This is a genomic window from Clostridium vitabionis (assembly GCF_015351765.1).
Classification (GTDB): Bacteria; Bacillota; Clostridia; order Lachnospirales; family Lachnospiraceae; genus Clostridium_R; species Clostridium_R vitabionis.
The window spans coordinates 68,086-94,088 of sequence record NZ_JADKQA010000002.1 but is presented as its reverse complement, the minus strand read 5'-3'; the positions used below and the strand labels follow the sequence as shown (position 1 = coordinate 94,088).

Sequence of the window (26,003 nt, the reverse complement as noted above, 5' to 3'; positions counted from 1 at the left end):
CCTTTAATGCTTTAAAGCGATATTGAAATCTTAACACCGCCCCGGGGAAATGTCAATCACTTCCGCGCACAGTTCATCAATCCGCCCGCAGCAGTTTTCTCCGGCATACCGGAGGCCGCCTCCGCGCTCACCTGCCGGAAATCAGCTTCTTCATCGCGGTGACCAGATTTTCCACGGTAAGGTCAACCATGTCAAACTCATTTTTCAGGACCGTGTAGCTCTCCGGAACCTCCCAATATCCGGAACCCCCGCTGGGATTCAGCCAGACGCTGTGGTCAAAATGATCTCTCACCTCGCGCATCCACTCAAGGCCGGATTTGCCCGGGGAAGGAACATAGCGGCGGCTCATCAGCTCGTAGGGTGCCATCTCGGCATCTCCCACGATAATCAGCTTGTACTCAGAGTCCAGTGTCCGAAGGATATCCTCCGTCCGGACAGCGGACGCCATCCGACATTCCGGTTCCGTGTAGAGATACTGGTAGACGCAGTTATGAAAATAGTACGTTTTCAGATCCTTGAACCGGTTGGAACGGCTGACCGCGCGGAAGAGCGCGGAGCAGAGGGAACTGTAATAGTCCATGCTTCCGCCGGAATCCATGAGCAGGAGCACCTTTACCGTGTTCCGGCGCGGCCTCTCCCAGGCGAGATCCAGCACGCCACCGTTCGCCGCGGTCCGGTCGGCGGTTTTCTCCGCGTTCAGCACCGTCTTCGCCTCATCAGTCCGGCTGGAATACTGCCGGAGATAGCGGAAAGCCACCTGGAAATCCCGGGTCTCGAGGGAGCGGTCGAGTGTAAAGTTCCGGAAACGCCTCTCCCCGGCGACCCGGAGCGCACGGCGGTAATGTCCCTCGCCGCCGACGCGGATCCCGTAGGGGGAGCCGCCGTCATTGCCGAACACGGACATGCCTCCCGTGCCGACCCAGTAGCTTCCCCCATTGTGCTCACTTTCCTGCTCCTCGATCCGCTCCGCGAGCATCCGCTCCACCTCCTCGGGGGAGTTCTGCTCGTTCAGCTGCTCGATCAGCTCGTCATAATTATGCGGCGTCCACTTCGGCTCATCGAGCCATTTCTGCAGGGCATCCGGGATCCGATCGGAGACGTCCCCGATCTGATGGAAATATTCGAGAAATGCCCGGTCGAACTTGTCATAGTCCGTCTCGTTCTTGATGAGGACTGCCCTGCAGATATGGTAAAACCCGGTAAAGCTCGCCCCCGCGAGCCCTTTTTCCAGGGCTTCGCAGAGAAGCAGCCACTCGTCCAACGAAACCTTGAGGCCGGATTCCCGGAGGAAATAAAAAAACTCAGTGAACATTCTCTCTTCTCTCCTTCGCCTTGGCGAGGGTGTCCAGATCTTCATTTTTCTTGAGCAGGACACCGGCAAACGGGATTTTCGCCAGAATATCCTCCTCCGGGATCCCGCTGTAGCCGAGTGCCCGGATCCAGTCGATCAGTTCGCTGGTCGCCGGCTTCTTCCGGACCGCCGGCAGGCTGCGGATCCAGTAGAAGGCCGCCAGGGCCTGGTCGAGCAGCTTGTCCTCCAGATCCGGGAAATGCACCCTGATAATGTTCCGCATGAGCGGCTCGTCCGGGAACTCAATATAGTGGAAAATGCAGCGGCGCAGAAAGGCGTCCGGCAGTTCCTTCTCGGCGTTTGAGGTGATGATGATGATCGGCCTGTGCTTTGCCTTCACGGTCTCCCCGGTCTGGGGAATGGTGAATTCCATCCGGTCGAGCTCCCACAGAAGGTCGTTCGGGAATTCCAGGTCCGCCTTGTCGATCTCGTCGATCAGAAGGACACTCCTCCGGTCGTCCTCGAACGCCTCGCCGACCTGCCCGAGGTGGATATACTTCTCGATATTGTCCACGCCAGCCTCGCCAAACTGACTGTCGTAGAGCCGCTGCACAACGTCGTAGACATAGAGGCCGTCCTGGGCCTTTGTCGTGGATTTGATGCTCCAGATATAGAGCGGCGCGTCAAGGGCTTTCGCCACGGACTCGGCCAGCATGGTCTTGCCCGTGCCCGGCTCTCCCTTGAGGAGAAGCGGCTTCTCCAGGGCAATGGCAATGTTGACGGAATCCATCAGTGCGCGGGAAGCGACATACCCGGCACTCCCGCGGAAAGTCGGTTTGTTCATTTTTCTGCTCCTTTTCCGGGCGGCAAAGCAAAAAGTCCCTGTCCGCAGCTCCGCATGCCGGGAGAATGCCCGAAAAACGGCATCTACGCAAATGGGAGATGCCGTCCCCGCACCAAGTGCGAGGGCGGCATCTCCGCGGAGGATGTCAATAGGCAGGATGAATTGCCTTGCGGCCTGTCACATTGTTCAATTCTCAGGGGAAAGAAGAATTACTTCTTCAGCTCAACATCAAAGTTCGGATCATAGAAGTCACCGAGCAGAGCCTTGGAGGACGGAAGGTCTTCCATAATCGGTCTTGCTACCCAGGTGATGTTCATGTAGTGCTTCAGTGTGATGTTCTCGGTGATGATGTTGCCGCCCCAGGTGCCGCAGCTCATGGAAGATGTCGGCGGCATGCCGTTGAACGGGGAACCGGAGTTGCCCTTGTTGTTCGGCTGGCGAACCATCATACGGGAAACCGGCGCTACGCAGGCGAGAGCATCGATGTGCTGGTCGTTCCAGGAATAGATACCGCAGCTGTGGCCCTTGCCGCCAGCCTCGTCAAAGATCTTCAGAACCATGTCGATAGCGTTCTGGAAATCGCTGTCATCATACTTGAACAGGGTCAGCAGGGTGGTCAGCTTCTCCTTGCTGAAGAAGTGGTCTGCGCCGATCGCCTCCATGCCGCCGCCGGTGATCATGATAAACTTCGCATCAGCCGGGATCTCAACACCAGCCAGCTCGCCGATTCTCTGCGGAGCGATGGCTACCGTGTCCGGAAGACGGTGGCCGGTCTCATCCCAGAGAACGTCCATGATCTTCTTCTCATCGGCCTTGTCGGTGATCAGATAGCCGCCCTGATCCTGGAGAGCCTTTACACAGCCGTCATATACGGAGGAAGCGATCACCAGGTTGCCGTCGCAGGAGCAGCCGGAGCCGAAGTCCGCGCACTTGGAGATTCTGGTGTTCTCCGCAGCCTGTCTCTGGAACTCAGGAGTGTTGCAGGTATCATCATAGATTACGGTAGCGTTGCCGGCACCCGAACCATAAGCCGGAACACCGGAGGAATATGCGGACTTCACCATCGGTCTGCCGCCGGTCGCGATCACCAGGTCGCACTTCTTCATCAGTTCCTGGGTGAGCGTGATGCTCGGCTTCTCGATACCCTGGATGATATCCGCCGGAGCGCCTTCCTTAACCAGGGCGTCACGGATGATGTCGATGCACTTGTTGGTGACAACCTTTGCCCTCGGATGCGGGGAGCAGATGATGACGTCCCTTGCCTTGATGGCGTAAATAACCTGTCCTGCGGGAGTAAGGCACGGATTGGTTGTCGGAACCAGGGAGCAGATCACGCCGACCGGCTTCGCATACTTGGAAATTCCCTTGACCGGATCATACTCGATCATGCCGACAGACTTCTGTCTCATGCACTCGCGAAGAATCAGCTTCAGCTTCGTCCTCTTATTTCTCTTGGTTACCTTGTCGCCGAGTCTGGTCTCGTCAACAGCCTCGTCGCACAGCTCAGCCCATGTTGTCGCGTTCGCTACAGCGGCAGTAACAGCCTGGCAGAGCCTGTCTACGCGCTGCTGATCATAGGTTGCAATCTCAGCGGCAGCAATTCTGGCACGTCTAACTTTTTCATCAAGCATCGCAATTTCTTCTGCGGTTACTTCATGCGGCATAATGTTTTCCTTCCTTTCTCACTGTCCGCGGGCCGTTGCCCGTCTCATCAACTGTACCCATTGTAATATACAGATTGGCGAAAGGCAAATCAGTGTTTGCGATCAGAATTATAGAGTTTTCTCTATTTCACGGTTTTGTCCGGAAGGTTTTTGTATAATATGACCGTCTGCTGCCCGCAGGAAGCTGTTATTTTCCGGCGATGCCGAAATTCTTCACAATGTACTCCCAGACTTTCTGGGCGGACGGGGAGAGCACATGCGCCCGGTTTCTCGTCAGATAGACCGAGCGGACATACTCCTCATCCTTCTCGGAGATCGGAATCAGGGCAACCTTGCTGCTGTCCACGCTGCTCGTCTGCGGGACGACGGCGAGGCCGAATTTCAGGCTGACATACTGCAGAGCGGTGTTGCATTCCCGGACCTCAAAAACCAGGTTCGGCACTTCCCCGAGTTCCGCGTAGCGCAGGTCCATCTGCTTCCTGAGCGTGCTCGACCGCTCGAGAAGGATCAGCGGCTCCCGGGCAAAATCCGCGAAGGTCACCGACTTGCGCCGGGCGAGATGATGATCCGCCGGCACCGCGAGGTAGAGCGGCTGCCGCAGGACGCAGGCCTGGTCTGCCCAGTCGCCCTGGTGGAGCGTGAAACCCATGTCCAGGACGCCGTTGTGAATTTTTTCAAAAATATCGAAGGACGGCTCCTCCGTGAAGTCAAAGCGGATCATCCGGTTTTCTTCCTCCCCGTAGAAGCCCTCGATGATCGACGGGATCAGCGACGCGGACAGGCTCTGAAAATACCCGAGCCGGACGACCTGCGTCATGTCGCCCTTCATCCGCTCAAGAACCACGCGCCCCTCCTCCAGTGAGCGGATGGCCTGCTCGACATAGGGCAGGAACTGCTCTCCGTAGAGCGTCAGCTGGTTTTTCCGGTTTTTCTTCTCAAAGAGCTTCACCCCAAGCTCATCCTCGAGCCCGCTGATCGCGTAGCTCAGGCTCGGCTGGGAAATATGCAGCTCCTCTGCCGTCTTTGTATAATGCAGCATGTGGGCGAGCGCCTTGAAATACTGCAGCTGTAATAATGTCATTGGTCTCTCCCTCTTCCTTAGATTAGCGTTTTCTCCTCCCTATTTTAACATAGAGCAGGGGCATTTGCCACAGCACCGCGAAGCGTGCGATCTATCGATAGAATCGATGAATGGATGAGAAGAATCCGGTTGATTGCCGGCTTCCCATGCTCTAAAATCAAGGCAGAATGCAGAAATCCGCACAATTTTCCAGACTAAGGAGGCAATTTTATGTTTAACCTGCCCAAAAAGGTGACCATCTGCGAAGTCGGCCTTCGTGACGGCCTTCAGAACGAAAAGCAGATCGTCCCGACAGACAAGAAGCTGGAGCTCCTTGACCAGCTGGTGGGCGCTGGCTTCAAGGTCATTGAGGTCGGCTCCTTCATGCACCCGAAGAAAATGCCGCAGATGGCAGACACGGACGAAATCTACAAGGCCATCCAGGGCAAATATCCCGGCGTCGAGATGCGCGCCCTCATCCCGAATCTCCGCGGCGTTACGCGCGCCATCGACTGCGGCTGCAAGAAGGTGAAGCTCAACGTCTCCGCCAGCCGCGAGCACAACCTGAAGAACCTGAACATGACCCCCGAAGAGAGTGTCGCCGGCTTCGCGGAGTGCGTGAGCGCGGCGGACGCGGCAGGCATCGCCGTATCCGGCTCCATCTCGATGCCCTTCGGCTCCCCGTGGGACGGCAAAATCCCGCAGGAGCAGATCGACGCGATCATCGAGGCCTACCTGAACGTGGGGATCAGGGAGATTTCCCTCTCCGACACCTCCGGCATGGCCGTTCCCGCCCAGGTGTACGAGATCTGCTCCCATGTCCGTGAAAAATATCCGGAGGCAGCGTGGTGGCTGCACTTCCACAACACCCGGGGAAATGCCCTCGCGAACATCCTCTCCGCGATGCAGGCCGGCATGACCCAGTTCGACTCCTCCTTCGGCGGCCTCGGCGGCTGCCCGTTCGTCCCGAATGCCGCGGGCAACGTGAGCTCCGAGGATGTCGTCAATATGTGCGAGGAGAGCGGTGTCGAGACCGGCATCGATGTGCGGAAGCTGATGGCCGCCTCGAGAAGCCTGCTCCAGTACCTGGGCAAGGACGGCGAGAGCTACATTCTCCGTGCCGGCCTCTCCAGCGACCTGATCGAGAAGATGAAGGCAGACTGATTTCCCTGCCGGGAAATGCGCGATAGAGGATTCATTATCCCTCTTATCCAAGCTTTGTATTAGACAGCCGCGCCATTTTCTCCTAAACTGGGATAGGAAAGAAACAGGAACAGCCCCGCCGGGCGGGTTCCTGCAAGGGGAAAAAAACAGGGTCGGTTCCGACCGGGCGGTTCCTGTAAAGAGGGAAAACAGGGATAATCCCTGCCGGGCCGGTTCCTGCGCGGATAAAGAAAGGAGACTACCGCATGAGTCAGGCAAGAAAGAGACTTCGCAAACTGCTCTGGGAGCGGAAATACCTGGTTGCCCCGTGCGCCTATGACGCCCTGAGCGCCAAGGCCATCGAGGCGACCGGCTTCGACGTCATGGGCACGACCGGATATGGCATGCACGGGGTGATCCTCGGCGAGCCGGACACCGGCCTGCTGACCCTCTATGAGACGGTCACGATGCTGAAGAACATGTGCCGCGCCGTGAGCACACCGATCCTCGCGGACTGCGAGGGCGGATACGGCAACGCGCTGAACGTGGCCCGCGCCGTCAAGGACTATGAGAACGCCGGGGTTGCCGGCCTGTTTATCGAGGATCAGAAGCAGCCGCCGAACTGCCCGTTCATCAAGCCCGCGGAGGTCATTTCCCAGGACGAAATGATCGGCAAGATTCACGCCGCGCTTGATGCCAGAACCGATGAGGACATGCTGATCATCGCCCGCACCGACGCGCCCTACGAGGAGGCGATCGAGCGCGCGAACGCCTACCTTGACGCGGGCGCCGACATGGTCAAGATCCTCCCGAAGACAAAGCAGGAGCTGCTGGAGCTGCCGAAGCGGGTTAACGGCCCGATCCACCTTGGCCTCTACCGGAACAAGGGGATCAACGACGGGATGACCGCGAAGGACTGCGGCGAGCTCGGCTACAAGATCATCACCTTCCCGGTGAGCTCGCTCTTCGCCCAGACCTACGCGATTCTCCACTACTTCAGATACCTGAAGGAAAATGAGACCGACGAAGGCTATGACGGCAAGTTCATGGAATTCGACGACTACCTGAAGTTCATCGGTGTCGACCGGATCCGTGAGATGGGCAAGAAGTACGGCCTGGATAAATAATCTCTGTCAGGTCCAGCAGATGCCGGAGGAAAATTCACAAAATCCTTCCTGAGAGAAAGCCGGATGATCCCACGGGGTCATCCGGCTTTTGGCATCGGCACCATTTTCTCAGCCTGCCATCCGCAGGTATGAATCGGCTGAATTTTCCTGCTTCCCCTCCCATCCATCACTCCGCCTCCGGCTTAAGAAGCCGCCGCAATGATGAGAGCAACGCAGCCCACCACCAGAATTACCGGAACGGCGATCAGCGCAAATCCGAACACCGTCACCGCGAGCGCCGCGAGAAGCAGCCACCCGAATATGCCGAAAACCCAGCCGAGCAGTGTTCCAATGACACGGAATACCAATCCCGTGACCTTAAACAGAATTGCCGCAAACAGGATAACGATCAATAAGCTCATCATCTTGATTCCCCTCTCTCTTCTTCAGGCCAGCTCCGCACCGGAACCGCGGCATATCTTCCACCCCGATCTGCCCGCTGCCCTCTGTCCGCCCGTCAAAATACATGTCATAGCGCCTGTCTCCCTGTTCTTCTCCGCTGATCACAACCTGGACATGGTCATCTTCCCAGGTCACGACCCAGTTATCCGGATCGATCCTCTTCCCGTCATTGGCAAGAGGAAATGAACACTGCGCGATCGTCCGCATTCCCTGTTTTAGCTTGAGGCGGCAGTCCGAAGCTCCAAAAAACAGCGGTTCCCCAATTTCCTGAAACACCACCCGGTAGTTCCCATCCGGTGACGTCGCGGCATCGATCGTTGACACCTGCCAGAGCAAAGCATAGGCAAAAACCAGGCAAATGCAGAGCACTGCCGCCAGCAGGCCGCCGATGAGCCCGAGAAGCATCCGGAGCACCGGGCTTTTCAGCCGAAAATGGCCGGCAAAACACAAAATGATCAGGATGAGCATACACCCCGCCAGAACAATGATTCCCATGGCCAATCCTTCCGTGACTCCTGTCTTAGAAATTCACTTATTCACCCCCTGGACAGCTCGGTATCGATCTCCTCCCTCACCTCGTTGAGATACCCGGAAAATTTCTTGATCCGGTCATTGTCCATGCGGGAGACGGGGACGGAAATGCTGAAGGCATAGGTCTTGTTGTCCCCGGAGATGTCAAGCGCGACAGCGATGCAGCGCACGCCCTGCTCATTTTCCTCATTGTCCAGGGCATATCCCTTGTGGCGGACATCGTCCAGCGCCTCCAGAAAATCCTCATAATTGGTGATGGTGTAGGGCGTGGTCCGCTCGATGGCGGAGCGGTCCCAGAGGGCGCGCACCTCCTCCTCAGTCATGTTGGCTGCCAGCGCCTTGCCGACCGCCGAGCGGTAGAACGGCATGCGCTTGCCCACGTAGGAAACCATGCGCACATTGTTCCCGTAAGATTCGACCTTGTCAATGTAGACGACTTCCGCGCCCTCGCGCTTGACCAGGTGCACTGTCTCCCCGCACATCTCCATCAGCTTCTGCAGATGCGGGCGGATCGTCTGGATAATATCCACGCGCTCCATAATCCGGTTCGCCAGATCAGCGAGCTTGAAGGTCGGCTCATATTTGCCGTTCTCCGGATTCTGCCGTACATATCCCATATATTCCAGAGAAGCCACCACCCGGTGAGCCGTACTCTTGTTCAGCTGAATATTCGCGGCAAGTTCCGTCAGCCCGGTCTGCCCGTGATCGGCAAGGTACTCCAGCGCGCTGAACAGTCTGCCTGCTACCTGAATCGGATTCTTGTCTTCTGCCATGATTGCTCCCCGGTGCTGCCGCACGGCGGCATTTTCCCCTTTGATATCCCCCAGGGAAATCCTGCCGCCAGACAGCGGGATTTTCCTGATTATTGTTTCACTATATGAAATATCATATCGTATCGCGGAACAACTTTCAAGTAGGGAAGTCCTCCGCATGACGGAAATCATTGCGGAATTTCAAGGGATTTTCCAAGTTTTTCCGATCTTGCGCTTGACAAGGACCCTGTCAAACCTATAATAGGACTTAGAGACCGCAATGTGAAATCTTATTTCGCATTATGAAACTTTCAAGCAAACGGTTGGCGCTCCGCAAAAGGAGCAAGTTTCTCATCCCACATGGAGGATAAACAGATGGATTTAAAGTTAAGAGACCGCAAGGACTGCAAGTATGATGCCGTATCTCTCGGCGAGGTAATGCTGCGTCTTGATCCGGGCGAAGGCCGCATCAAGACCGCGAGAAGCTTCCGCGCCTGGGAAGGCGGCGGCGAGTATAATGTTATCCGCGGCCTGCACAAGTGCTTCGGCCTGAACACCGCTGTCATCACCGCCTTCGCGGACAACGAAGTCGGCAAGCTGATGAAAGACTTCATCGAGCAGGGCGGTGTGGATACCGCCCTGATCTACTGGAAGAAGACCGACGGTATCGGCCGCATCTGCCGCAACGGAATCAACTTCACCGAGAGAGGCTTCGGTGTCCGCGGCGCTGTCGGCTGCTCCGACAGATTTAACACGGCCATTTCCCAGGCAACGCCCGAGGAGCTGAACTTCGAGCACATCTTCGGCGAGCTCGGCGTTCGCTGGCTGCACACCGGCGGCATCTATGCTGCCCTCTCCGAGCAGTCCTGCCAGACCGTCATCGACGCGATCAAGACCGCGAAGAAGTACGGCACGATCGTTTCCTACGACCTGAACTACCGTCCGTCCATGTGGTCCGCAATCGGCGGCCTGGAGAAGTGCCAGGAAGTCAACAAGGAGATCGCGAAGTACGTCGATGTCATGATCGGCAACGAGGAAGACTTCACCGCCTGCCTCGGCCTGAAGATCGAGGGCCAGGATGCCAGCCTGAAGAAGCTCAACATCGACGGCTACAAGAAGATGATCGACCATGCCGCTGAGGTTTATCCGAACTTCAAGGCGATCGCGACCACGCTGCGCACCGTGAAGACGGCAACCGTCAATGACTGGAAGGCCATCTGCTGGGCTGACGGCCAGATTTACCAGTCCAAGGAGTACAACGGCCTCGAGATCATGGATCGTGTCGGCGGCGGCGATTCCTTCGCTTCCGGCCTTGTCTATGGCCTCATGACCTATCAGGATCCGGAGAAGGCAGTCAACTATGGTGCCGCACACGGCGCTCTGGCGATGACCACCCCGGGCGATACCTCCATGGCTTCCCTGGACGAGGTAGAAGGCCTGATGGGCGGCGCTGGCGCAAGAGTTAAGCGCTGATCGCCGGCCGGCAGCTGTTCTGATCTGGCAATAAAATTTCAGTTCCCGAATGGGCAATGGCCTGCCGGTTTGTCCCGGCAGGCCGGATAAAGGAGAAGAAAATGGCAAATTCACCGAAGGTTCAGGCTGTTCTGGACAAATTTCACGAAATCGGCATTATCCCGGTTGTTGTTCTCAACGACGCGAAGAACGCGGCTCCGCTGGCTGACGCGCTGATGAAGGGCGGCCTTCCGGCTGCTGAGGTTACGTTCCGCACCGATGCCGCTGAGGAGTCCATCCGCATCATGGCGGAGAAGTATCCGGATATGCTCGTCGGCGCAGGCACTGTCCTGACCAAGGACCAGGTTGACCGCGCGGTCAATGCCGGCGCGAAGTTCATCGTTTCCTGCGGCTATGATCCGGAGATCGTCGACTACTGCCTGAAGAAGGACATCTGCGTATGCCCGGGCACCGCTACCGCTTCTGAGATGATGGGCTGCATCCGCCAGGGTCTTGACCATGTCAAGTTCTTCCCGGCTGAGCTCAACGGCGGCCTCAAGAAGATCAAGGCCATCGGCGCTGCCCTGGTTAACCTGAAGTTCATGCCGACCGGCGGAATCAACGCGGAGAACGTTGTTGAGTACCTGAAGGATCCCAAGATCTTCTGCGCAGGCGGTTCCTGGATGGTTAAAGGTGCCCTCATTGACGCCGGCAAGTTCGATGAGATCGAGGCTAAGGTTAAGGAAGCTCACGAGATCGTGGAGAAGATCCACGCTGAGCAGGCTTAAGCTTATCCGCTGAAAAGAAAAAGGAGCTTCCGCATGGTATTCCGTGCGGAAGCTCCTTTTTCTTTTCTGATCAGGAACCGGACATTCCCCGGCCGCCCTCTCTTACGCCGTGAGCTCCTTCACCAGCGCCTTGTAGGATTCGTCCCTGCAGTCGCGGTTAAAATATTCCTCAAAATGTTCGCCGGCAAAAGCGCCCTTCACGAGATCCCTGTCCAGAGAACGCAGGATTTCCGGCAGCGGCTTAAATCCCGCGGCGCGGACGCCGTCCAGGATCTTCTTGTTCCTCTGCTCCGGCTCCTGCCTTTCCGGCGGATATCCGCCGCCGAACGGCTTGCTCCAGAGCTTCTCGAAGATGTATTCCAGGTTGAGGTCTCCGCCCCAGCCGAAGCCGAGCGCGAACGGAAGCGCGACGGCATTGCCGTCATTGATCTGGGCAAAGGTAAATGCATCCAGCGGTGTCTCGATGTGCCCGCAGATGACGCCCGGGAAGCTGTTGAGCGCCAGCATGGCGCCCTCTCCGGTTCCGCAGCCGGTCACAACGAAGTCTGCTGCCCCGGAATTGAGCAGGGTCGCCGCCAGAATCCCGTTCTGTACATAGGTCAGCTGCGCCTTGTCCTCGGCGGTATACATCCCGTAATTGACAACCTCAAACCCTTTCTCATCGGCCACCTTCTTCAGGGCCTTGTAGATGACTCCGTTCTTGGCCGCCTGGGAATTCTCATTGATCAGGGCAATTCTCATAGTTTTCTCCTTTCCTCTCTGCAAAGCGACCCGGTCCCATCCGGAACCGGCCGCCAAATATCCCGACGCAAAAAACAACAAATCCATTTCCGCGCGCAGGGACGCCATTTCATCCCCGCGGATCAGCCGGATTACCGGTTCAGTTCCTCGACATGGCCGGTCGCCTTATGATTACGGATAATCCGGTCAATCTCCTCCAGGTCGCTGGACGGGAGGTCGCCGGGCACCGTATTCTTCGTGCTCGAGGTGGCATCGCCGTATTCCAGCGCCTTCCGGGCGTCGCCGTAGCGGAGCAGGCCGTACAGGACGCCTGCGCAGTACGCGTCGCCGGAGCCGATCCGGTCAACGACATCGATGTCCTTGTACGGCTTCTCGGTATAGAAGCTGTCCGACGCCTTGCTGTAGATCATCGAGGTGAAATCGTGCTTCTTCGGGCTGATCACTGTCCGCTCTGTCGTGCAGACATACCGGATATTCGGGAAATCCTCCGTGTATCCCTTCATGATCTCCCGCAGATCCCCATCTCCCCGCTGCATCATGCGGTGGCTTGTCTCCTCCGAGACAAAGAGGATATCCACATAGGGAAGAATCGCGTAAATTGCCTCCCTCGCCTCTTCCTCGCTCCAGAGATTGGCACGATAATTGCAGTCGAAGGAGATCTGTGCGCCGGCTTCCTTGAACCGGCGGATCATCTCCGTCGCAACCCGCCTGGTGTTCTTGCAGAGCGCCAGGGTAATCCCGCTCGTGTGGAACATCCTTGTGCTGGCATAGACATCTTCCGGGATTTCCTCCAGGGAAATGGTGGTAAAGGAGGAATTTCTCCGGTCGTAGACGATCGTCGGCCTTCTCGGCGCGGCGCCCGCCTCATAGTAGTAAACGCCAAGCCTGGCGTCCGAGGTCTTATCATAAATCAGATAATCATCCGAAACTCCCTCGAAACGGATCTCGTTCTTGATGTATTTGCCGAGATCATTGTCCGGAATCTTGGTGATGACCCCCGTCCGGATCCCCAGAAGGCAGCTGCCCGCCGCAACATTAAACTCGGATCCGCCTGCCCGCTTGTCGAAAACCTGGCAGTTGGACATTCGCTCATATCCCTGCGGCGAAAGGCGCAGCATGACCTCTCCGAAGGTCAGAAGATCAAATTCCCGCTTGTCATTCATTGTTCAGATACCTCCAGTAACGCATTCACCGCAGCTCGCGCCAGATCAGTCCCCGGCACCGGCTGATCGCTGCCGCGAGCTCTTCCTTCCGCGGCTTCGCCAGATTCCCGGCGACATGGCCATTTTCGGCATACATCCCGAACCCCTCGGTCCGAAACTTCTGCTCATAGCCATGGGCAAGCGCGGCGACATTCTTTTTCCCGTCCATCATGCCCTTCGCCATCAGCAAAAATGTCCTCGCCAGGCACTCGCTCTGCTCCCGGTCCGCCAGCTGCTCCACAAGCCTGAGGTCTGTCTCCCCGCGCCCGATCATAAAGCCGTCGGTGCCCAGGTTTTTGTGCTTGACGCGGCCACGGTGCTCGTCAAAATCACTGCCGGGACGCGGGAACCGCCTCCGCTGGTCCGGAATCAGGGATCCCGGAGCACCGGTTTTTTCCTCTTTAAATGGGACAAGCTCCCGGACCTTTCCGGTCACATCCTTCGGCTCGTACCGGTCCATCTGGATGACCGTGTCCGCCTTGGCAAAAAACGCGCCGGAGCTGCCCGCCACCAGGATCGTGCTGATCCCGGCTTTCCCGTAGAGCGCGCGCATCCTGTCGGAAAATGGCGTGATCGGCTCCTGGTCTTCCGCGACGATTTTCTGCATCAGCGCATCCCGCACCATAAAGTTCGTCGCGCAGGTGTCCTCATCCATCAGCAACGTCCGCGCCCCGCACTCCATGGCTTCCACCACGGAAGCCGCCTGGGAGGTGCTGCCGCTTGCATTTTCCGTAAAAAACGCCGTCGTATCCTTGCCGTCAGGCAGCCGGTTGATGAACAGGGAAATATCGTCGCCGTGGACACAGCGGCCGTCCTCCGCCCGAACCTTGACCGCGGTTTCATCGGTGACGACATACTCTCTCCCGTCCCCCGCGATATGATTGTAGACGCCCCGCTCGAGCGCTTTCAGGAGCGTGGATTTCCCATGATAGCCGCCGCCGATGATGAGCGTGACGCCCCGCCTGACCGCCATGCCGCTGATTCTTCCGCGGTGGGGAAGTTCCAGCGTGATCCGATCCTCCTTAGGGGAGCGGAACGGCAGCGCGCCCTGAAGCGGCCTTTGGGATATGCCGCTCTCCCGGGGAAGCACCGCGCCGTCCGCAACAAACGCGCACAGCGACAGCCGTTCCAGCTCTCCCCGGAGAAATGCCTGGTCCTCCGCCAGGTCAAGAACGCCCCGGACCGTTTCTTTCTGCCACGCGCCCGCATAGGCGGAGCCCAGGACGACATCCGGAAGGAGATGAAAGAGCATTTTCGTGAGCTCCCCTGCGAGCACCGTCCTGCCGGCCGCCGGAAAGCCTGCCGTAAAGCGCAGCGTCACACCGCCCGTTTTTCCCAGCTGGCAGGCGCTCCGATCCAGGATCTCCTGCCCCGGACGGCTGGCGCTCATCGTGCCGCTCTTCCCCGATCCGCCGGCCTTTCCGGACACGGCGCCAAGCCTTATGCTGAACCTTCTTAAAATCATGTCCTGCAGGGCGACGCGGGTCTCATATTTTCCGCAGGCCGCCTCCGGCCAGCGCGCATCCTCCGCCCTGACGGAGACTTCCAGCTCCGACGGCGAGGCGAAGGGATCGCCCTGCACATGGACGATATGCAGGACATACCGGCCGAAATCATAGCTTCCGGTGAGGGATTTGTAGGCCGGATACCCCCGATGGTCAATGCTCCGGAGTGTGCGGAGCAGTTCCTCCTGTGTTTTCATGATCTCCTCTGGCCGCCCGTCACGCTTCCAGTTCCTTGCGGAACTTTTCCACCAGTGCCTCCAGCTCCTCCGCCGACGGCTCTACGTGATGGGGATTCATCGCAAAGACATCCCCCCACTCCGCCTGGTCCTTATACTTGGGAACGAGGTGCACATGGAGGTGATGCATGGTGTCCCCATAGGCGCCGAAATTGATTTTATCCGGATGGAACAGCTTGTGGATGCAGACCGCGGCCTTATTGATATCCTCAATGTACTGTGCGCGCTCCTCCCGGGTTAAGCTTGTGATGTCATCGACATGCCGCTTGCAGGCAACGATCACGCGCCCCGGATGGCTCTGCTCTTTAAACAGGATCACCTTGGACATCGGGAGCTCGCAGATCTTTACGCCAAATGCCGCGAGCAGCTCTCCCTCCGCACAGTAGGAACAATCTTTGTGTTCAGTTTCCATTTTTCTGCCTCCATACGCAATAATCCGGCACGGGAGGTGCCGGAATTCAATCGGTACAGGGAACAGTTTACCATAATTTGCGTGATCTTGTCAGGGCTTTAAAAAATGAATCCCTTCTTCAACGGAAGTTCCACTGCATATCTCTCAATGTCCTCTCTCAGATAAGGCGGGTTCGCCCATGTACAGCAGCGTACCGTCTTCCCGGCGGGAGAACCTGCTCATAAACTCATCATACATGAGCCACGTTTCCCTGGGATAAATCGCGTGGGACATATCGGCGATCCTGCCGACCGTCAGCATAGGCACCTTCCGGCTGTTGCGGTACACATAAAAGTGAATCTCCCCGCTGGAGTATTCCATCGGCCTGGGATCCAGATGATACAGCGCCATCAGCCGCCGGACGAATCTGGCGATGTCCGGATTGCAGCCAAATTCCAGCTCTCCGCCATCCTTGCCGGCGACCAGCCAGTCGTTCTCCCCGAACAAAAAGAGGTAGGGCACCGCGGGATCAATAGCTTCCGGCTGCGGCACCTCGCGCTCCGGGTCGATCAGGGCGGAGCTGCATGCCACCGCGGCGAACTCCCCGGAAGCCGAAAGGCCGAGCGCGGAGGTCATCATGGCGCCGCTGGACTGGCCCAGGGCATAGACCCGTGAACTGTCAATGCTGCGCCTGGACTTGACATCCGCGATCATCTTCAGGATAAAGCCGGTGTCGTCAAAATCCTTTCCCTGGCAGCTGCCGTTCCACAGCGGGATATTGGGGATTCCCCCCGGCTTCTGCTGATAGCAGGAGGCTTGCGGAAATACCGCGATAAACCCGCGTTCTTCGGCGATGGCGGTCACGTCGGAGAGGGAGATGAAGAATTCCGCGCTGCTCCCCCTGGCATGCTGCGCCGTGACCAGCGGGACAGGCTCCTTGCTCTCCTTGACGCTGTCGGGCACATATTCGTACCAGAAACGCTGAAACCCGTCATGCCAGAGGGAATGAACTTCGAGGCCGTAGTCCCCCGGTTCCCTCCGGCGGCGGAGCATCTTTCCCCTGCTGCGGTACCGGAACGCCCTCTTTAAAAATTTCCAGACGGGCGCCCAGATTCCTGCCGTCACCTCCCCGTGAAAGCCATTCGTGATGCGGACCTCGCTGAGCGGCTGTTCGTTCAGCAGGCTCTTTTTCCAAACGGTGGCTGGAAAATAGATTTCATCCGCGTCGGCATTCTGATAGCGCTCCGGATCCACCTGATTCTGCCGCTTCCAGTAGGCGCAGGCCTCGGCATTTGCCCCCGTATTCCCGCTCCAGAACATCCACACGGGGAGCGGCGCCTTGGCGCCGACAATCGCCATCTCCGTGCGCCCGGTATCCTCGCGATTGTGGACGGCATTCGCATTGCGCATCGCCTCGGCGCCCAGGTCGCCAAAGGTGGCAAGACCTGCCCATTCGCTGGTCATCTTCATAGCCGCCTGCTGGGCGACCACGGCGCCGGCGCCGATGCCGGCAGCGTACATGGTATCCTGGATGGTTACATAGTAGCGGCGGGACTGCACCTGCATATAGACGCGGTTGATATACTCGGCGTCCGAGCCGTCCAGATTCCACCTGCCATTTTCCGGGGTCAGGACGAAAAGAAATACATCCGCTTTCTCCGCAAAATCCATCCAGAAACTGTTCTCCAGATATGTAAGGGTATCCTGTCGATCATCCGGAACCACGAACACGCAGGGGCGCGCGTAACTCAGCCCGGGTTTCAGATAGGTGTAGAACCTGCGGGATTTCCCGCCAACATCAGTGGTTTCCTCATAGAGCCCGGTAAACAGGCACGCATTGAGCTTGTTCCGGTCAATTTCGATATGGGAAAGATCTATAGGGAATGATTTTACCTCCAACATCAGTCTGCCTCCTGCTCAACCGAATAGAGTTCTCCTTCGCTCTTCGCGACAACCGGGGCGGCAGCAGCATCACCGACAATATTCATGATTTTGGTGAACAGCTTCATATCCGCCCATTTTTTATACAGGGATTTCATGTAATTCCTTTCTATCGGCTCCCGACGGTCATTACACGAACCGGCAGACATGATCCACCGCGATATCGGAGAAGCCGTAAGCCTCCGCCTTGGTCAGCCTGCCATTGCAGATATCCTGGATGTCCTGCAGCATTTCCCTGCCCATCTCCTGGTAGGTCTTTTCCCCGCGGACAATGGGACTGAGGTCAATATCCATATTGTCCTCCATCCTCTGATAAGTGCGGCCATTAGCCGTGACCTTGAGAACGGGGGCAATGGCATTGCCGGTGCAGGTGCCGCGCCCTGTGGTGAAGATGACCGCCTGGCAGCCGGAAGCCACCATAGAGGTCACGGAAGAAATATCATAGCCCGCGGTGTCCATAACCAGGGCGCCGCGCCTGGTCGGACGCACCGCCTGCTCCAGCACCTCGACGATGGGACGGGTACCGCCCTTGCGGATACAGCCAAGGCTCTTTTCATCCAGCGTGGACAGGCCGCCGGCCTTATTGCCGGGCGTGGGCTGGCCGGCACGGCAATCCTGCCCTGCTGCCATCAGGTGGGCTTCATAGTCCTTGCAGACCTGGATGATCTGCCTGTGGATCTCCGGTGTCGCGGCACGCTTGGCCAGGACATGCTCGCCGCCGATCCACTCGATAGACTCGGACATGAGGGTTGTCGCGCCCATATCCACCAGAAGGTCGCTCAATTCGCCGGTGGCGGGGTTGCTGGCGATCCCGGAGGTTGCGTCGCTACCGCCGCACTCGATCCCAAGATACAGCTCGGAGATGTCAAACAGCTCTTTCTGCTGTCTGGCCGCCTGCATCGCCATTTCCCTGGCGGCGCGGACGCCCTTTTCGATGGTCTTGAGCGTGCCGCCCTCCTCCTGAATGCCGAAGGAAACCACAGGCTTGGAGGTCATCGACTGGATTTTCGCGCGCAGCTTGTCGTGGGGAACGGCCTCACAGCCCAGGCCGATGATGACGACACCCCAGACGTTGGGATTGCACGCAAAGCCCGTGAGAACCTTCTGGCTCATCTCGGTATTGGCCTGGACGTCAGAACATCCGGTGTTAAAGATAATGTTCACCGCGCCCTTGACCTGGCTGGCGATGATCCGTGCGGTTTCGCTGCCGCAGGCACAGGTGGGAAGGATCAGCACATGGTTGCGGATGCCGGGACGCCCCTCAGCCCTCCGATAGCCCCAGAACTGCATGCCATCGCCGGTTTTGGCCGCCGCCGGCAGCTCCGCGGTCTTCACATCGGCCATCTCGCTGTCATAATCCCGGGGAACGCTGAACAGATTGTGATGCGACACCCAGTGCCCTTTGGCGACCGCCTCCGATGTTTTGCCCAGGGATTCATTATACTTGATCACCTCGCCGCCCTCGGGAATGTCCTCCAGCGCGATCTTGTGGCAGTAGGGAATGTCCTCCTCAGCGGTCAGGGAGCACACGCTCTCCCCCTTGCGGTAGGTAACGGTTCCGCCCTTGGGAATGTCCGCGATACAAGTAACCACATTGTCGCCAAGCCCCATCAGCAAAGCATTGATTTCCATGGAAAATCCTCCTTTTTTCGGAATCCTTCGGTCTCTTTCCGGCTTTAGTCTATCATGCACAATTCATAAAGTCTATTTTATGGATTTTATATATTGATAAGCTTATACTGATAATGTACAATCAGGGCAGCGATTTTTGTCTAAGTTTCACAAAAAAATGGAGGCTCATCATGCAGGCAGAGATGGAATACGTCTACCGTGTCTACCAGGAAAAGAGTTTCAGCAAAGCGGCGGAGGATCTCTTTCTGACGCAGCCCGCCCTGAGCATGGCTGTCCGAAAGGTCGAGGATTCCCTGGGGATGCCGATCTTTGACCGGAGCGTGCGGCCGATGCGCCTGACGCCCGCCGGGGAAGCCTACATCCAGTTTGTCCGGAACACCCGCGATCTGGAGCAGGAACTGCAGCAGCAGATGCAGGACATCCGGGAGGTAAATACCGGTTCCGTCCGGATCGGCGGCTCTCATTACATTAACGCGTATATCCTGCCGGGGATTTTGTCCGCCTTCGCCCGAAGGCATCCCCGGGTCAAAATCGACCTTGTGGAGTCCAGCTCCGCGGTCCTGTCCCAGATGCTGAGCCGGAGGGAAGTCGATATCACCTTCAACTGTAATCCTCAGTTCATGGAGGGCTTCGAGCGGTACCCTGCCTTCGAGGACCACATCCTGCTGGCGGTTCCCAAATCCTTCAAGATTAACGCCGGGCTTATGGACAGGTGCCTTTGCGCGGATGATATTGCGAACAAGCGCCACCTGCAGCCGGATTGCCCCTGTGTGACGCTGGATGCCTTCCGCTCCCTGGAATTTATCCTGCTGAATCCCGGCAATAACCTCCGCGACCGGGCAAAGCGCCTGTTTGAGGAAGCCGGCTTTTCTCCAAAAGTGCGCCTGGAGCTGTCCCAGCTGGTCACCGCCTATCATCTCGCGAACGCGGCGATGGGGGCTGCGTTTATCAGCGACCGGCTCGTCGTCCACAGCGACGACAGCCTGTATTACTATAAGCTGGATTCCGGGCTGACAGACAGGATGTTCTATATGCTGCTCCCCAACCGAAAATACACCTCGAAGGCTGTCCGGGCTTTTGTGGATTGCTGTGCCCACTCCCTGTAAAGCTTCAGGGCGCTGCACCGCTTCCGGGGGCCGCGCTCCTGAAGAATATCATCTGCAACGCCGTGTCGGCTTTCAGGAGTTCCGCGTCATCTCTTCCAATGTCCTCTGATTCACTGTCTCAGCCTCTTGCTCATTCTTGCTGACGTCACTTGAGCACGCCTGCCATACAGGCCAGCATGTGCCCGGTCACGCCTTACGGCTGGACTTAAACAGAAAAATCCCGCCGATGACAAACCTGTGACAAGCCTGTCAAGGACGGGATGTGCAAAGGGATTCCAAGAGCAAAATCATCAGTGAAGTGCGATAGATATGCAGATTTACAATTTCCCCTGCCTGCATCAGACAATCTTGATTCTATTTCCGATGGATGTCCGATGATCTCTCCACTGATTCGTCCAACCGCCGGCGGCAGCTTCTATCTTACTGCTGCCGGGTGTCCGCTCTGGCTAAGCTTCATTCCCATATCAAAAGCCTTCTGCACATCTGCAGGGAACAACTCTTCATGGGCTTTCTTCTTCTCCCCCTCGTCAAAGCCAGCCATATTGAATTTCGAATAATCCGCCACCTGCAGTGTATTAAAACACGGGCACAGATACACCTCTCCATTCAACTGTTTGAATTCCTCCGCATAGGCTTCAAATTTTTCTTTATATAGCGTGTCATAAAACTCTCTGGTGGCATTCATGGTCACAAACATACAGACATTCACTTTTCCCTTAAAATAATTGCTGTAATCATCATAAGAAAGAGCGCAGAAATGAAGCCGTTCCATAAGTGCAAAATACCGGCTGGTTGGCCTGCCCAGATAAATCGGCGTTCCGTTGACACCCCACACGACTAAAGTCGTGGGATTCTTGCTTCAGCCACTACTGCGTTCCTAACAAGTTACCTTGTCGGCTCGTCTTACACAGTGTCCACAAGCGTAAATTCCCGTATGCCCTACGGTATTTTATATATGTCAGGCTATTGACAGCCCTTTATTTAAGATGTTTATGCTTGCGTTGGTGTCTCTATCGTGTTTTGCGTGACAATTAGGACATTCCCATTCTCTGATAGAGAGATTCTTTACAAACGGGTTCTTATACCCACAACAACTGCATGTCTGACTGCTTGGATACATAGTAGGTACTTTGATTATGTCATTTCCGTACCATGTAGCCTTGTATTCAAGCATTGCAAAGAACTTAGACCATGAACAGCTTGCTATGTGTTGTGCAAGTTTATGATTGCGAATCATTCCTTTTACATTCAGGTCTTCGATACAGATCGTTTGGTTTTCGCTAACAAGTATCGTTGACTGTTTTTGAAGGAAATCGTTACGCTGATTCGTTATCTTTTCATGGACTTTGGCTACCTTAACACGCTGTCTATTGCGATTATTAGAGCCTTTTTGCTTACGAGAAAGCCTGCGTTGTTCTCTGGCGAGTTTACGCATTGACTTCTCTAAATACTTAGGGTTATTGACGACATTGCCGTTGCTGTCGGAGTAAAACTCCTTTATGCCGACATCAATGCCAATCATGCAGCCTGCATTTGGTCGAAACTCTGGCTCAAAGTCAACATTCAGAACTACAAAGTATTTACCCGTAGAAGTATGCTCTACCGTGACATTATTGATATGCCCGACTTCCATGGACTGTTTGATTTTGACATACCCGAGCTTCGGGAGCTTAATATACTTCCCGATTATGCGGATGTTATCGCCCTGATTGATGGTTCTGTATGACTGGTGGTTATTATGCTTACTTTTGAACTGCGGATGTCTTGCACGTTTCTCAAAGAAATTTTTAAATCCACGGTCTAAATCCCTCAAAGACTGCTGGAGTGCAATAGAATCAACGTCCTTCAGGAAAGCAAAGTCAGCCTGCTTTTTAAGGTCTGTGAGCATAGCAGACGTTTGGTTATAGCCAATCTTTTCGTCATTGGAATAGGCATCGTTACGCATAGCAAGGCCTTTGTTGTAGATGAGCCTGCAACATCCGAGTGTTCGGTTTATTAAGTTTTGTTGTTCCTTATTGGGATACGCCCTAAACTTAACACCTTTGTTCATGCTTACACCTACGGTCTTGTTTTTTGGGTATCTACATACCACTGAATAGTTTCGGAACTTACATTGCCTGCTGTACTTACAAAATAGTTTCGAGTCCAAAGACTCGGCATTGCTTTAAGCTGTGGAAATTCTTCCCTTAATTGAAGTGAAGTACAGCCCTTAATCTGCTTCATTATGTTTGGAATGGACATAGTTGGCAGTACACTGACGAAAATATGTACATGGTCTATATGACATTCCAGAGCAAGGATCTCAATACCTTGTTTTTCACATTCAGCAGTAGTAAGTTCTTTAAATCTTTCCTCAACACCCTGGATATTAAATATTTTTCTGCGGTATCGAGGACAAAATACAAAATGGTAGTTAATCAATGATACAGTTGTTTTTGTATGTTTATATTCATTCTTCATAAATATATAGTAGCACATTTGTAGATATTGTTCAATATATTATCTACAAAAAGTAAAGAGGTGGGCTATCATCCTCACGGTTGAAACTGTGGGTTTTCTCGCCCACATGGGTTATAATTCCGATAATGCCCTTATAATGGTGTAAATTGAAAAAATAAAAGAGCCAAGAGCTCATCTCTTAGGTATAATGAAAATCTCCACAATCAACATAATTCGGATGTCTGCAAAAACTCCGGGCAGCCTGAGACATAGCACTCTTTCAGGCACCACATATCCTGGTATTGATCCCGATCATCAACACTTCATATGACATTTTTGCGGATTCCGCATTTTTATCCATTCGTGCTCCGAGATTCATGAACTTTAATGATTGTTTTCCCTCTAGAACCGCCGCGCTTTACCTTAGCCAATGCATCATTGACCTGATCCAAACTGAATACGGCATCAATCGAAGTTTCCAGCGGATGACCCTTGTCATACAAGCTTGCTATCTTTTCCAACTGATTCCCATCCTCGTGTACAAAGAGGAAATCATAGGTCTGGTTCTTTGTCGCCGCTATTTTATCGTACTTCCTCCCGGCAGCCAGAAAAAGTATTCTCTTAGCAAGCGGCATCCGGCTTCTTTTTGCGAACCTGCCATTTGGCAGTCCTCTTAGAGATACCAGACTGCCGCCCTTTTTCAACACCTTAAATTCGTCAGGAAGCGCACGGTCGCCAAGCGTATCAAGAACATGGTCGACATCGGATAATACCTCAGCGTAGTTTTCTTTTTTATAATCAATGAATTTCTCGGCACCAATTTTTCGTACACGTTCTTCATTTTCCGCACTGCCATTTGTATAAACATGCAGTCCAAGACTCCTGGCTATCGGGATCGCCATCGCACCAAGACTTCCTGTTCCTCCGGAAATAAACACGGATTCTCCCGGTTTAACCTGCATGATCTCGAAGGCCTGCATCGCTGTAAGAGCAGTAAGTGGAACTGTTGCCGCCTCCTCAAAGGACAGATTGTCCGGAATATGAGCCAGAGCAGATTCTTTCACTGCGGCATATTCCGCAAATGCTCCGATTTTTTTAAGCGGCATCCTGCCATAAACCCGGTCACCGGCTTTAAAACGTGTTGCTTTCTTTCCGGCTTTTTCTACAATCCCGGAAAATTCATTTCCCATAATGAGCGGCACCTTATAGGGAACGATCAATTTTACTTCCCCGCGGATGATCATATTGTCCAGCGGATTTACGGCTGCTGCCATAATACGCACAAGGATTTCGTCATCCTCCGGGACAGGTACCGGAATGTCCTGAATTTCCAGATCTGTGTCCTTTTTGTCATAATGCGTTAAAACTGCTGCTTTCAATGCATGGTCTCCTTGTTATTCTTCCTGATATATTCCTGCATGTTGCCAATACAGTCTGCGAGCGTCATACCCTGTAATCTTTTTTCCACACATTCTTCCATATCCCGAAACATCCCCCCGAGAACCGGCCGGATATTATGCCCGACAATGCAGGCATCATTCGGGTTCTGATGGAGATCAAACAGATGGAGATTGTCTGTCTCCATGACGGCCTTGTAGATATCAAGTAGAGAAATATCTTCCGGCTTTCTGACAAGCCGGAAACCGCTGACACCCCGGCGCCCTTCGATAATCCCGGCTTTGCTCAGCCTCGTAGTAAGCTTTCGGATATAGCTGGCATTTGTACCGACACTTTCCGCAATCTGATCGGAATTCATTGGCGTCTCTGATTCAGAAATCAGAATCAACGTATGGATAGCCGACGAAAATTTAGTGTCCACGATTATCTCTCCAGTCTATATGTCGCAATATACTCTGTGTCTTCTGCTGCCGTGATACCGGAATCCGACTGTATAAATTTGCCCTTTAAGCCGCTTTCTTCGGCAGCGATTTCAAAATGGCAGAGTGCAATTCCCAGATCTACCTTCTGAATATCGCCGGTAGCTTCTTTGGCATACCCCTTTGTCTTCCTTTCATAAAAATGAACCTGATCCTTTTCTGCAACAACTCTCCATGGCTGCTTGTTCGTAGCGGAAGGAGCGAGACGAACCATTTCCAGTGGCAATTGCCATATACCTGCATCGCTCTCCCTCAAGGGGTTCTGGAAATTTTCATAGAAAAACAATTCTTCAAATGGACGCCGGCTGTCCGATTTCATTCCTTTTCGCATCATATTTTCACGTATGGAGCGTTTTTCAGCAGCATATCCAAGGGGAGTGACTGCGGGCATCACTTCATCATCCTTTAGGTGAACAGCCTTTTCGAATGCTTTGCGGTCAATCGTCGCTGCCAGCCAAACCGTTCCAAGCCCTAGTGAAGTAGCATAAAGGATGAACTTTTCGAAAGCATACCCAAACGAAAGTTCCGCATTCTTCTGTTTTTTATATTTTCCGGCGACATAGGTATCCGCACCAAGAATCACCGGACTGCTGACCCCGGTTTCCCGCGCATTCAAGATGGAAAAGGCAATGGATACTTCAAACAGTCCCGTGTCCTGCTCCAGATAATCTCTCACCTGATCCAGTATCTTCTCCGGAATTGCCTGCTCTTTATATGTCCGTACGCTCTTTCTATTTCTAATAATTTCTGTGTTCATTTCTTTCCTCATTCTTGTTGACATTGTATTTGTATCTGTTACTGATACATTAACATGCATCGTTCTATCTGTCAATGTTTTTGCGGCAAGAAAGAACAGTCAATAACATCCTCTTCACCCCCACAACAAACAGGAAATCAAAGCCTGATTCCGGAACAAACAAAGAAGCTCCCGATCATCGTTCGCGAATCTCGACAACTCCCACATCGACATGATATCCTCGGAACAGCAGTTCATTATACAGTGCATTTTCCATTAAATGTGTTTCTTCCTGCTGTCTGAAATTCAGTCTGGCATTTCTTAAACCCAGATCCGTGAAGTAATACTTCTGAGGGGTACTGATATATTTCCGTCCTTTGATATCATAACGTTCCGCCATGTTCACAATGAATGCGTCTTCCAAATAGGAAAGATAGGAGCTTATCGTATTTAATGAGAGCTCTTTCTCCCCATTACTTTTGAATGTGTCATATATTTTTTGTGGATTCGTCAGGGACCCTACCGAAGAGGCAAGAAAATTTACCAGGGAATCTAATATATCCTTTCTTCTTATATTGTATCGCTCAAATATATCTCTGAAATACACCTGTTCAAACAGATTCTTCAGATATGCCGCCTTATCTTGTTCCTCCTGTATGGATACAACAAAAGGCATTCCGCCATATGTCATATACTCATTCCACGCATCATACTTGTCTTCTATGCCACATGCAGGGAGATATTCGGAAAAAGAGAGCGGCTGCACCCGGATCTGATCCCCCCTCCCGCGGAACTCTGTAATGATATCAGATGACAAAAATTTGGAGTTGCTGCCTGTTACGTAAACATCAAAATTTTTTCATAAAGCAAACCATTTAAGATATATTCAAAATCATCAACCAGCTGTATTTCATCCAGAATGATGTAGTACATCTGTTCATCTATGACAAAAGAACGAATATATTGATCAAACGCATGGGGATCGTGATAATACCTGCGATTTGATTCTCTGTCCAGTTCGATCTTTATAATATGATCTTCCCGGATACCCTCTGACAACAGGTAATTTCGAAAGATCGGATCCAGGAGGTAAGATTTACCGCT

The 26,003-nt window shown here is 54.3% G+C and carries 27 protein-coding genes; 5 read left to right on the top strand and 22 right to left on the bottom strand.

Translation table 11 applies throughout. The features are described 5' to 3' along the window. Nucleotides 1–127 precede the first annotated feature (127 nt). The 4 genes from ISF27_RS05365 to ISF27_RS05350 form a co-directional block, all read right to left on the bottom strand. Complete coding sequence (locus tag ISF27_RS05365) at nt 128–1,312, bottom strand: VWA domain-containing protein (protein WP_194609922.1); 1,185 nt, start codon at nt 1,310–1,312, stop codon at nt 128–130. Continuing rightward, a complete protein-coding gene (locus ISF27_RS05360) occupies nt 1,302–2,135 on the bottom strand; it encodes an AAA family ATPase (protein WP_194609920.1) in 834 nt (277 codons plus the stop codon). Before ISF27_RS05360 ends, ISF27_RS05365 begins: the two co-directional genes overlap by 11 nt. 209 nt (nt 2,136–2,344) lie before the next feature. Next, nucleotides 2,345–3,799: an aldehyde dehydrogenase family protein gene (locus ISF27_RS05355; RefSeq protein WP_194609918.1), complete on the bottom strand. Its 1,455-nt coding sequence runs from the start codon at nt 3,797–3,799 to the stop codon at nt 2,345–2,347. Nucleotides 3,800–3,986: 187 nt separating this feature from the next. Beyond that, entirely contained in the window at nt 3,987–4,880 is an 894-nt protein-coding gene (locus ISF27_RS05350; RefSeq protein ID WP_194609916.1) for a LysR family transcriptional regulator, read from the bottom strand. 210 nt (nt 4,881–5,090) lie between these two features. Between ISF27_RS05350 and ISF27_RS05345 the strand changes: the two genes are divergently transcribed. Together ISF27_RS05345 and ISF27_RS05340 are read left to right on the top strand one after the other, a co-directional pair. Further along, nucleotides 5,091–6,023 carry a hydroxymethylglutaryl-CoA lyase gene (locus tag ISF27_RS05345; protein ID WP_194609914.1) on the top strand — a complete coding sequence of 311 codons (933 nt, stop codon included), beginning with the start codon at nt 5,091–5,093 and terminating at the stop codon, nt 6,021–6,023. Nucleotides 6,024–6,268: 245 nt separating this feature from the next. Continuing rightward, nucleotides 6,269–7,129 carry an isocitrate lyase/PEP mutase family protein gene (locus ISF27_RS05340; protein ID WP_194609912.1) on the top strand — a complete coding sequence of 287 codons (861 nt, stop codon included), beginning with the start codon at nt 6,269–6,271 and terminating at the stop codon, nt 7,127–7,129. Between the two features lie 182 nt (nt 7,130–7,311). Here the strand turns inward: ISF27_RS05340 and ISF27_RS05335 are convergent, their stop codons facing one another. Genes ISF27_RS05335 through ISF27_RS05325 form a run of 3 tightly spaced genes read right to left on the bottom strand, consistent with a single transcriptional unit; the run spans nt 7,312 to nt 8,874 of the window. Next, on the bottom strand, nt 7,312–7,533 hold the full coding sequence (locus tag ISF27_RS05335) for a hypothetical protein (protein ID WP_194609911.1): 222 nt from the start codon (nt 7,531–7,533) through the stop codon (nt 7,312–7,314). Beyond that, nucleotides 7,487–8,065 carry a hypothetical protein gene (locus tag ISF27_RS05330; protein ID WP_194609910.1) on the bottom strand — a complete coding sequence of 193 codons (579 nt, stop codon included), beginning with the start codon at nt 8,063–8,065 and terminating at the stop codon, nt 7,487–7,489. Before ISF27_RS05330 ends, ISF27_RS05335 begins: the two co-directional genes overlap by 47 nt. A gap of 41 nt (nt 8,066–8,106) precedes the next feature. Continuing rightward, complete coding sequence (locus ISF27_RS05325; protein ID WP_194609909.1) at nt 8,107–8,874, bottom strand: IclR family transcriptional regulator; 768 nt, start codon at nt 8,872–8,874, stop codon at nt 8,107–8,109. A gap of 354 nt (nt 8,875–9,228) precedes the next feature. On the opposite strand from ISF27_RS05325, the gene ISF27_RS05320 reads away from it, so the two are divergent. Continuing rightward, complete coding sequence (locus ISF27_RS05320) at nt 9,229–10,326, top strand: sugar kinase (protein WP_194609908.1); 1,098 nt, start codon at nt 9,229–9,231, stop codon at nt 10,324–10,326. Between the two features lie 101 nt (nt 10,327–10,427). Continuing rightward, nucleotides 10,428–11,093 carry a bifunctional 4-hydroxy-2-oxoglutarate aldolase/2-dehydro-3-deoxy-phosphogluconate aldolase gene (gene eda, locus ISF27_RS05315; RefSeq protein WP_194609907.1) on the top strand — a complete coding sequence of 222 codons (666 nt, stop codon included), beginning with the start codon at nt 10,428–10,430 and terminating at the stop codon, nt 11,091–11,093. 102 nt (nt 11,094–11,195) lie between these two features. On the opposite strand, the gene ISF27_RS05310 is transcribed toward eda, so the two are convergent. The 7 genes from ISF27_RS05310 to ISF27_RS05280 all read right to left on the bottom strand — a co-directional run bounded on the left by ISF27_RS05310 (nt 11,196) and on the right by ISF27_RS05280 (nt 18,741). Further along, nucleotides 11,196–11,834: an RpiB/LacA/LacB family sugar-phosphate isomerase gene (locus ISF27_RS05310; RefSeq protein ID WP_194609906.1), complete on the bottom strand. Its 639-nt coding sequence runs from the start codon at nt 11,832–11,834 to the stop codon at nt 11,196–11,198. A gap of 131 nt (nt 11,835–11,965) precedes the next feature. Then, nucleotides 11,966–12,997 (bottom strand): sugar kinase, encoded by a 1,032-nt coding sequence (locus ISF27_RS05305; protein ID WP_194609905.1) that lies wholly within the window; start codon nt 12,995–12,997, stop codon nt 11,966–11,968. 25 nt (nt 12,998–13,022) lie between these two features. Beyond that, entirely contained in the window at nt 13,023–14,738 is a 1,716-nt protein-coding gene (locus tag ISF27_RS05300) for an ABC-ATPase domain-containing protein (RefSeq protein WP_194609904.1), read from the bottom strand. A 19-nt stretch (nt 14,739–14,757) separates the two neighbouring features. Further along, entirely contained in the window at nt 14,758–15,189 is a 432-nt protein-coding gene (locus ISF27_RS05295) for an HIT family protein (RefSeq protein ID WP_194609903.1), read from the bottom strand. A 144-nt stretch (nt 15,190–15,333) separates the two neighbouring features. Then, nucleotides 15,334–17,070: an alpha/beta hydrolase family esterase gene (locus ISF27_RS05290; protein ID WP_194609902.1), complete on the bottom strand. Its 1,737-nt coding sequence runs from the start codon at nt 17,068–17,070 to the stop codon at nt 15,334–15,336. Next, entirely contained in the window at nt 17,070–17,207 is a 138-nt protein-coding gene (locus tag ISF27_RS05285; RefSeq protein ID WP_194609901.1) for a hypothetical protein, read from the bottom strand. The genes ISF27_RS05290 and ISF27_RS05285 overlap by 1 nt, the downstream gene beginning before the upstream one ends. Before the next feature lie 31 nt (nt 17,208–17,238). Further along, entirely contained in the window at nt 17,239–18,741 is a 1,503-nt protein-coding gene (locus tag ISF27_RS05280) for a UxaA family hydrolase (RefSeq protein WP_194609900.1), read from the bottom strand. Between the two features lie 170 nt (nt 18,742–18,911). Between ISF27_RS05280 and ISF27_RS05275 the strand changes: the two genes are divergently transcribed. After that, nucleotides 18,912–19,847: a LysR family transcriptional regulator gene (locus ISF27_RS05275; RefSeq protein WP_194609899.1), complete on the top strand. Its 936-nt coding sequence runs from the start codon at nt 18,912–18,914 to the stop codon at nt 19,845–19,847. A gap of 415 nt (nt 19,848–20,262) precedes the next feature. On the opposite strand, the gene ISF27_RS05270 is transcribed toward ISF27_RS05275, so the two are convergent. The 8 genes from ISF27_RS05270 to ISF27_RS13595 form a co-directional block, all read right to left on the bottom strand. Then, nucleotides 20,263–20,682 (bottom strand): hypothetical protein, encoded by a 420-nt coding sequence (locus ISF27_RS05270; RefSeq protein WP_207727394.1) that lies wholly within the window; start codon nt 20,680–20,682, stop codon nt 20,263–20,265. 123 nt (nt 20,683–20,805) lie between these two features. After that, entirely contained in the window at nt 20,806–21,897 is a 1,092-nt protein-coding gene (gene tnpB, locus ISF27_RS05265; RefSeq protein WP_194609898.1) for an IS200/IS605 family element RNA-guided endonuclease TnpB, read from the bottom strand. Nucleotides 21,898–21,905: 8 nt separating this feature from the next. Then, the gene (gene tnpA, locus ISF27_RS05260; RefSeq protein WP_194609897.1) at nt 21,906–22,307 is read right to left on the bottom strand and encodes an IS200/IS605 family transposase; all 402 of its coding nucleotides are present in this window, start codon (nt 22,305–22,307) and stop codon (nt 21,906–21,908) included. 332 nt (nt 22,308–22,639) lie between these two features. Next, the gene (locus tag ISF27_RS05255; RefSeq protein WP_194609896.1) at nt 22,640–23,665 is read right to left on the bottom strand and encodes an NADP-dependent oxidoreductase; all 1,026 of its coding nucleotides are present in this window, start codon (nt 23,663–23,665) and stop codon (nt 22,640–22,642) included. Beyond that, entirely contained in the window at nt 23,662–24,105 is a 444-nt protein-coding gene (locus ISF27_RS05250; RefSeq protein ID WP_194609895.1) for an Rrf2 family transcriptional regulator, read from the bottom strand. Before ISF27_RS05250 ends, ISF27_RS05255 begins: the two co-directional genes overlap by 4 nt. A gap of 2 nt (nt 24,106–24,107) precedes the next feature. Beyond that, nucleotides 24,108–24,920 carry a nitroreductase family protein gene (locus ISF27_RS05245; RefSeq protein ID WP_194609894.1) on the bottom strand — a complete coding sequence of 271 codons (813 nt, stop codon included), beginning with the start codon at nt 24,918–24,920 and terminating at the stop codon, nt 24,108–24,110. 175 nt (nt 24,921–25,095) lie between these two features. Next, a complete protein-coding gene (locus tag ISF27_RS05240) occupies nt 25,096–25,716 on the bottom strand; it encodes an ATP-binding protein (protein ID WP_207727393.1) in 621 nt (206 codons plus the stop codon). 20 nt (nt 25,717–25,736) lie between these two features. Continuing rightward, nucleotides 25,737–25,976: an AAA family ATPase gene (locus ISF27_RS13595; RefSeq protein ID WP_407926068.1), complete on the bottom strand. Its 240-nt coding sequence runs from the start codon at nt 25,974–25,976 to the stop codon at nt 25,737–25,739. Between the last annotated feature and the right edge of the window lie 27 nt (nt 25,977–26,003).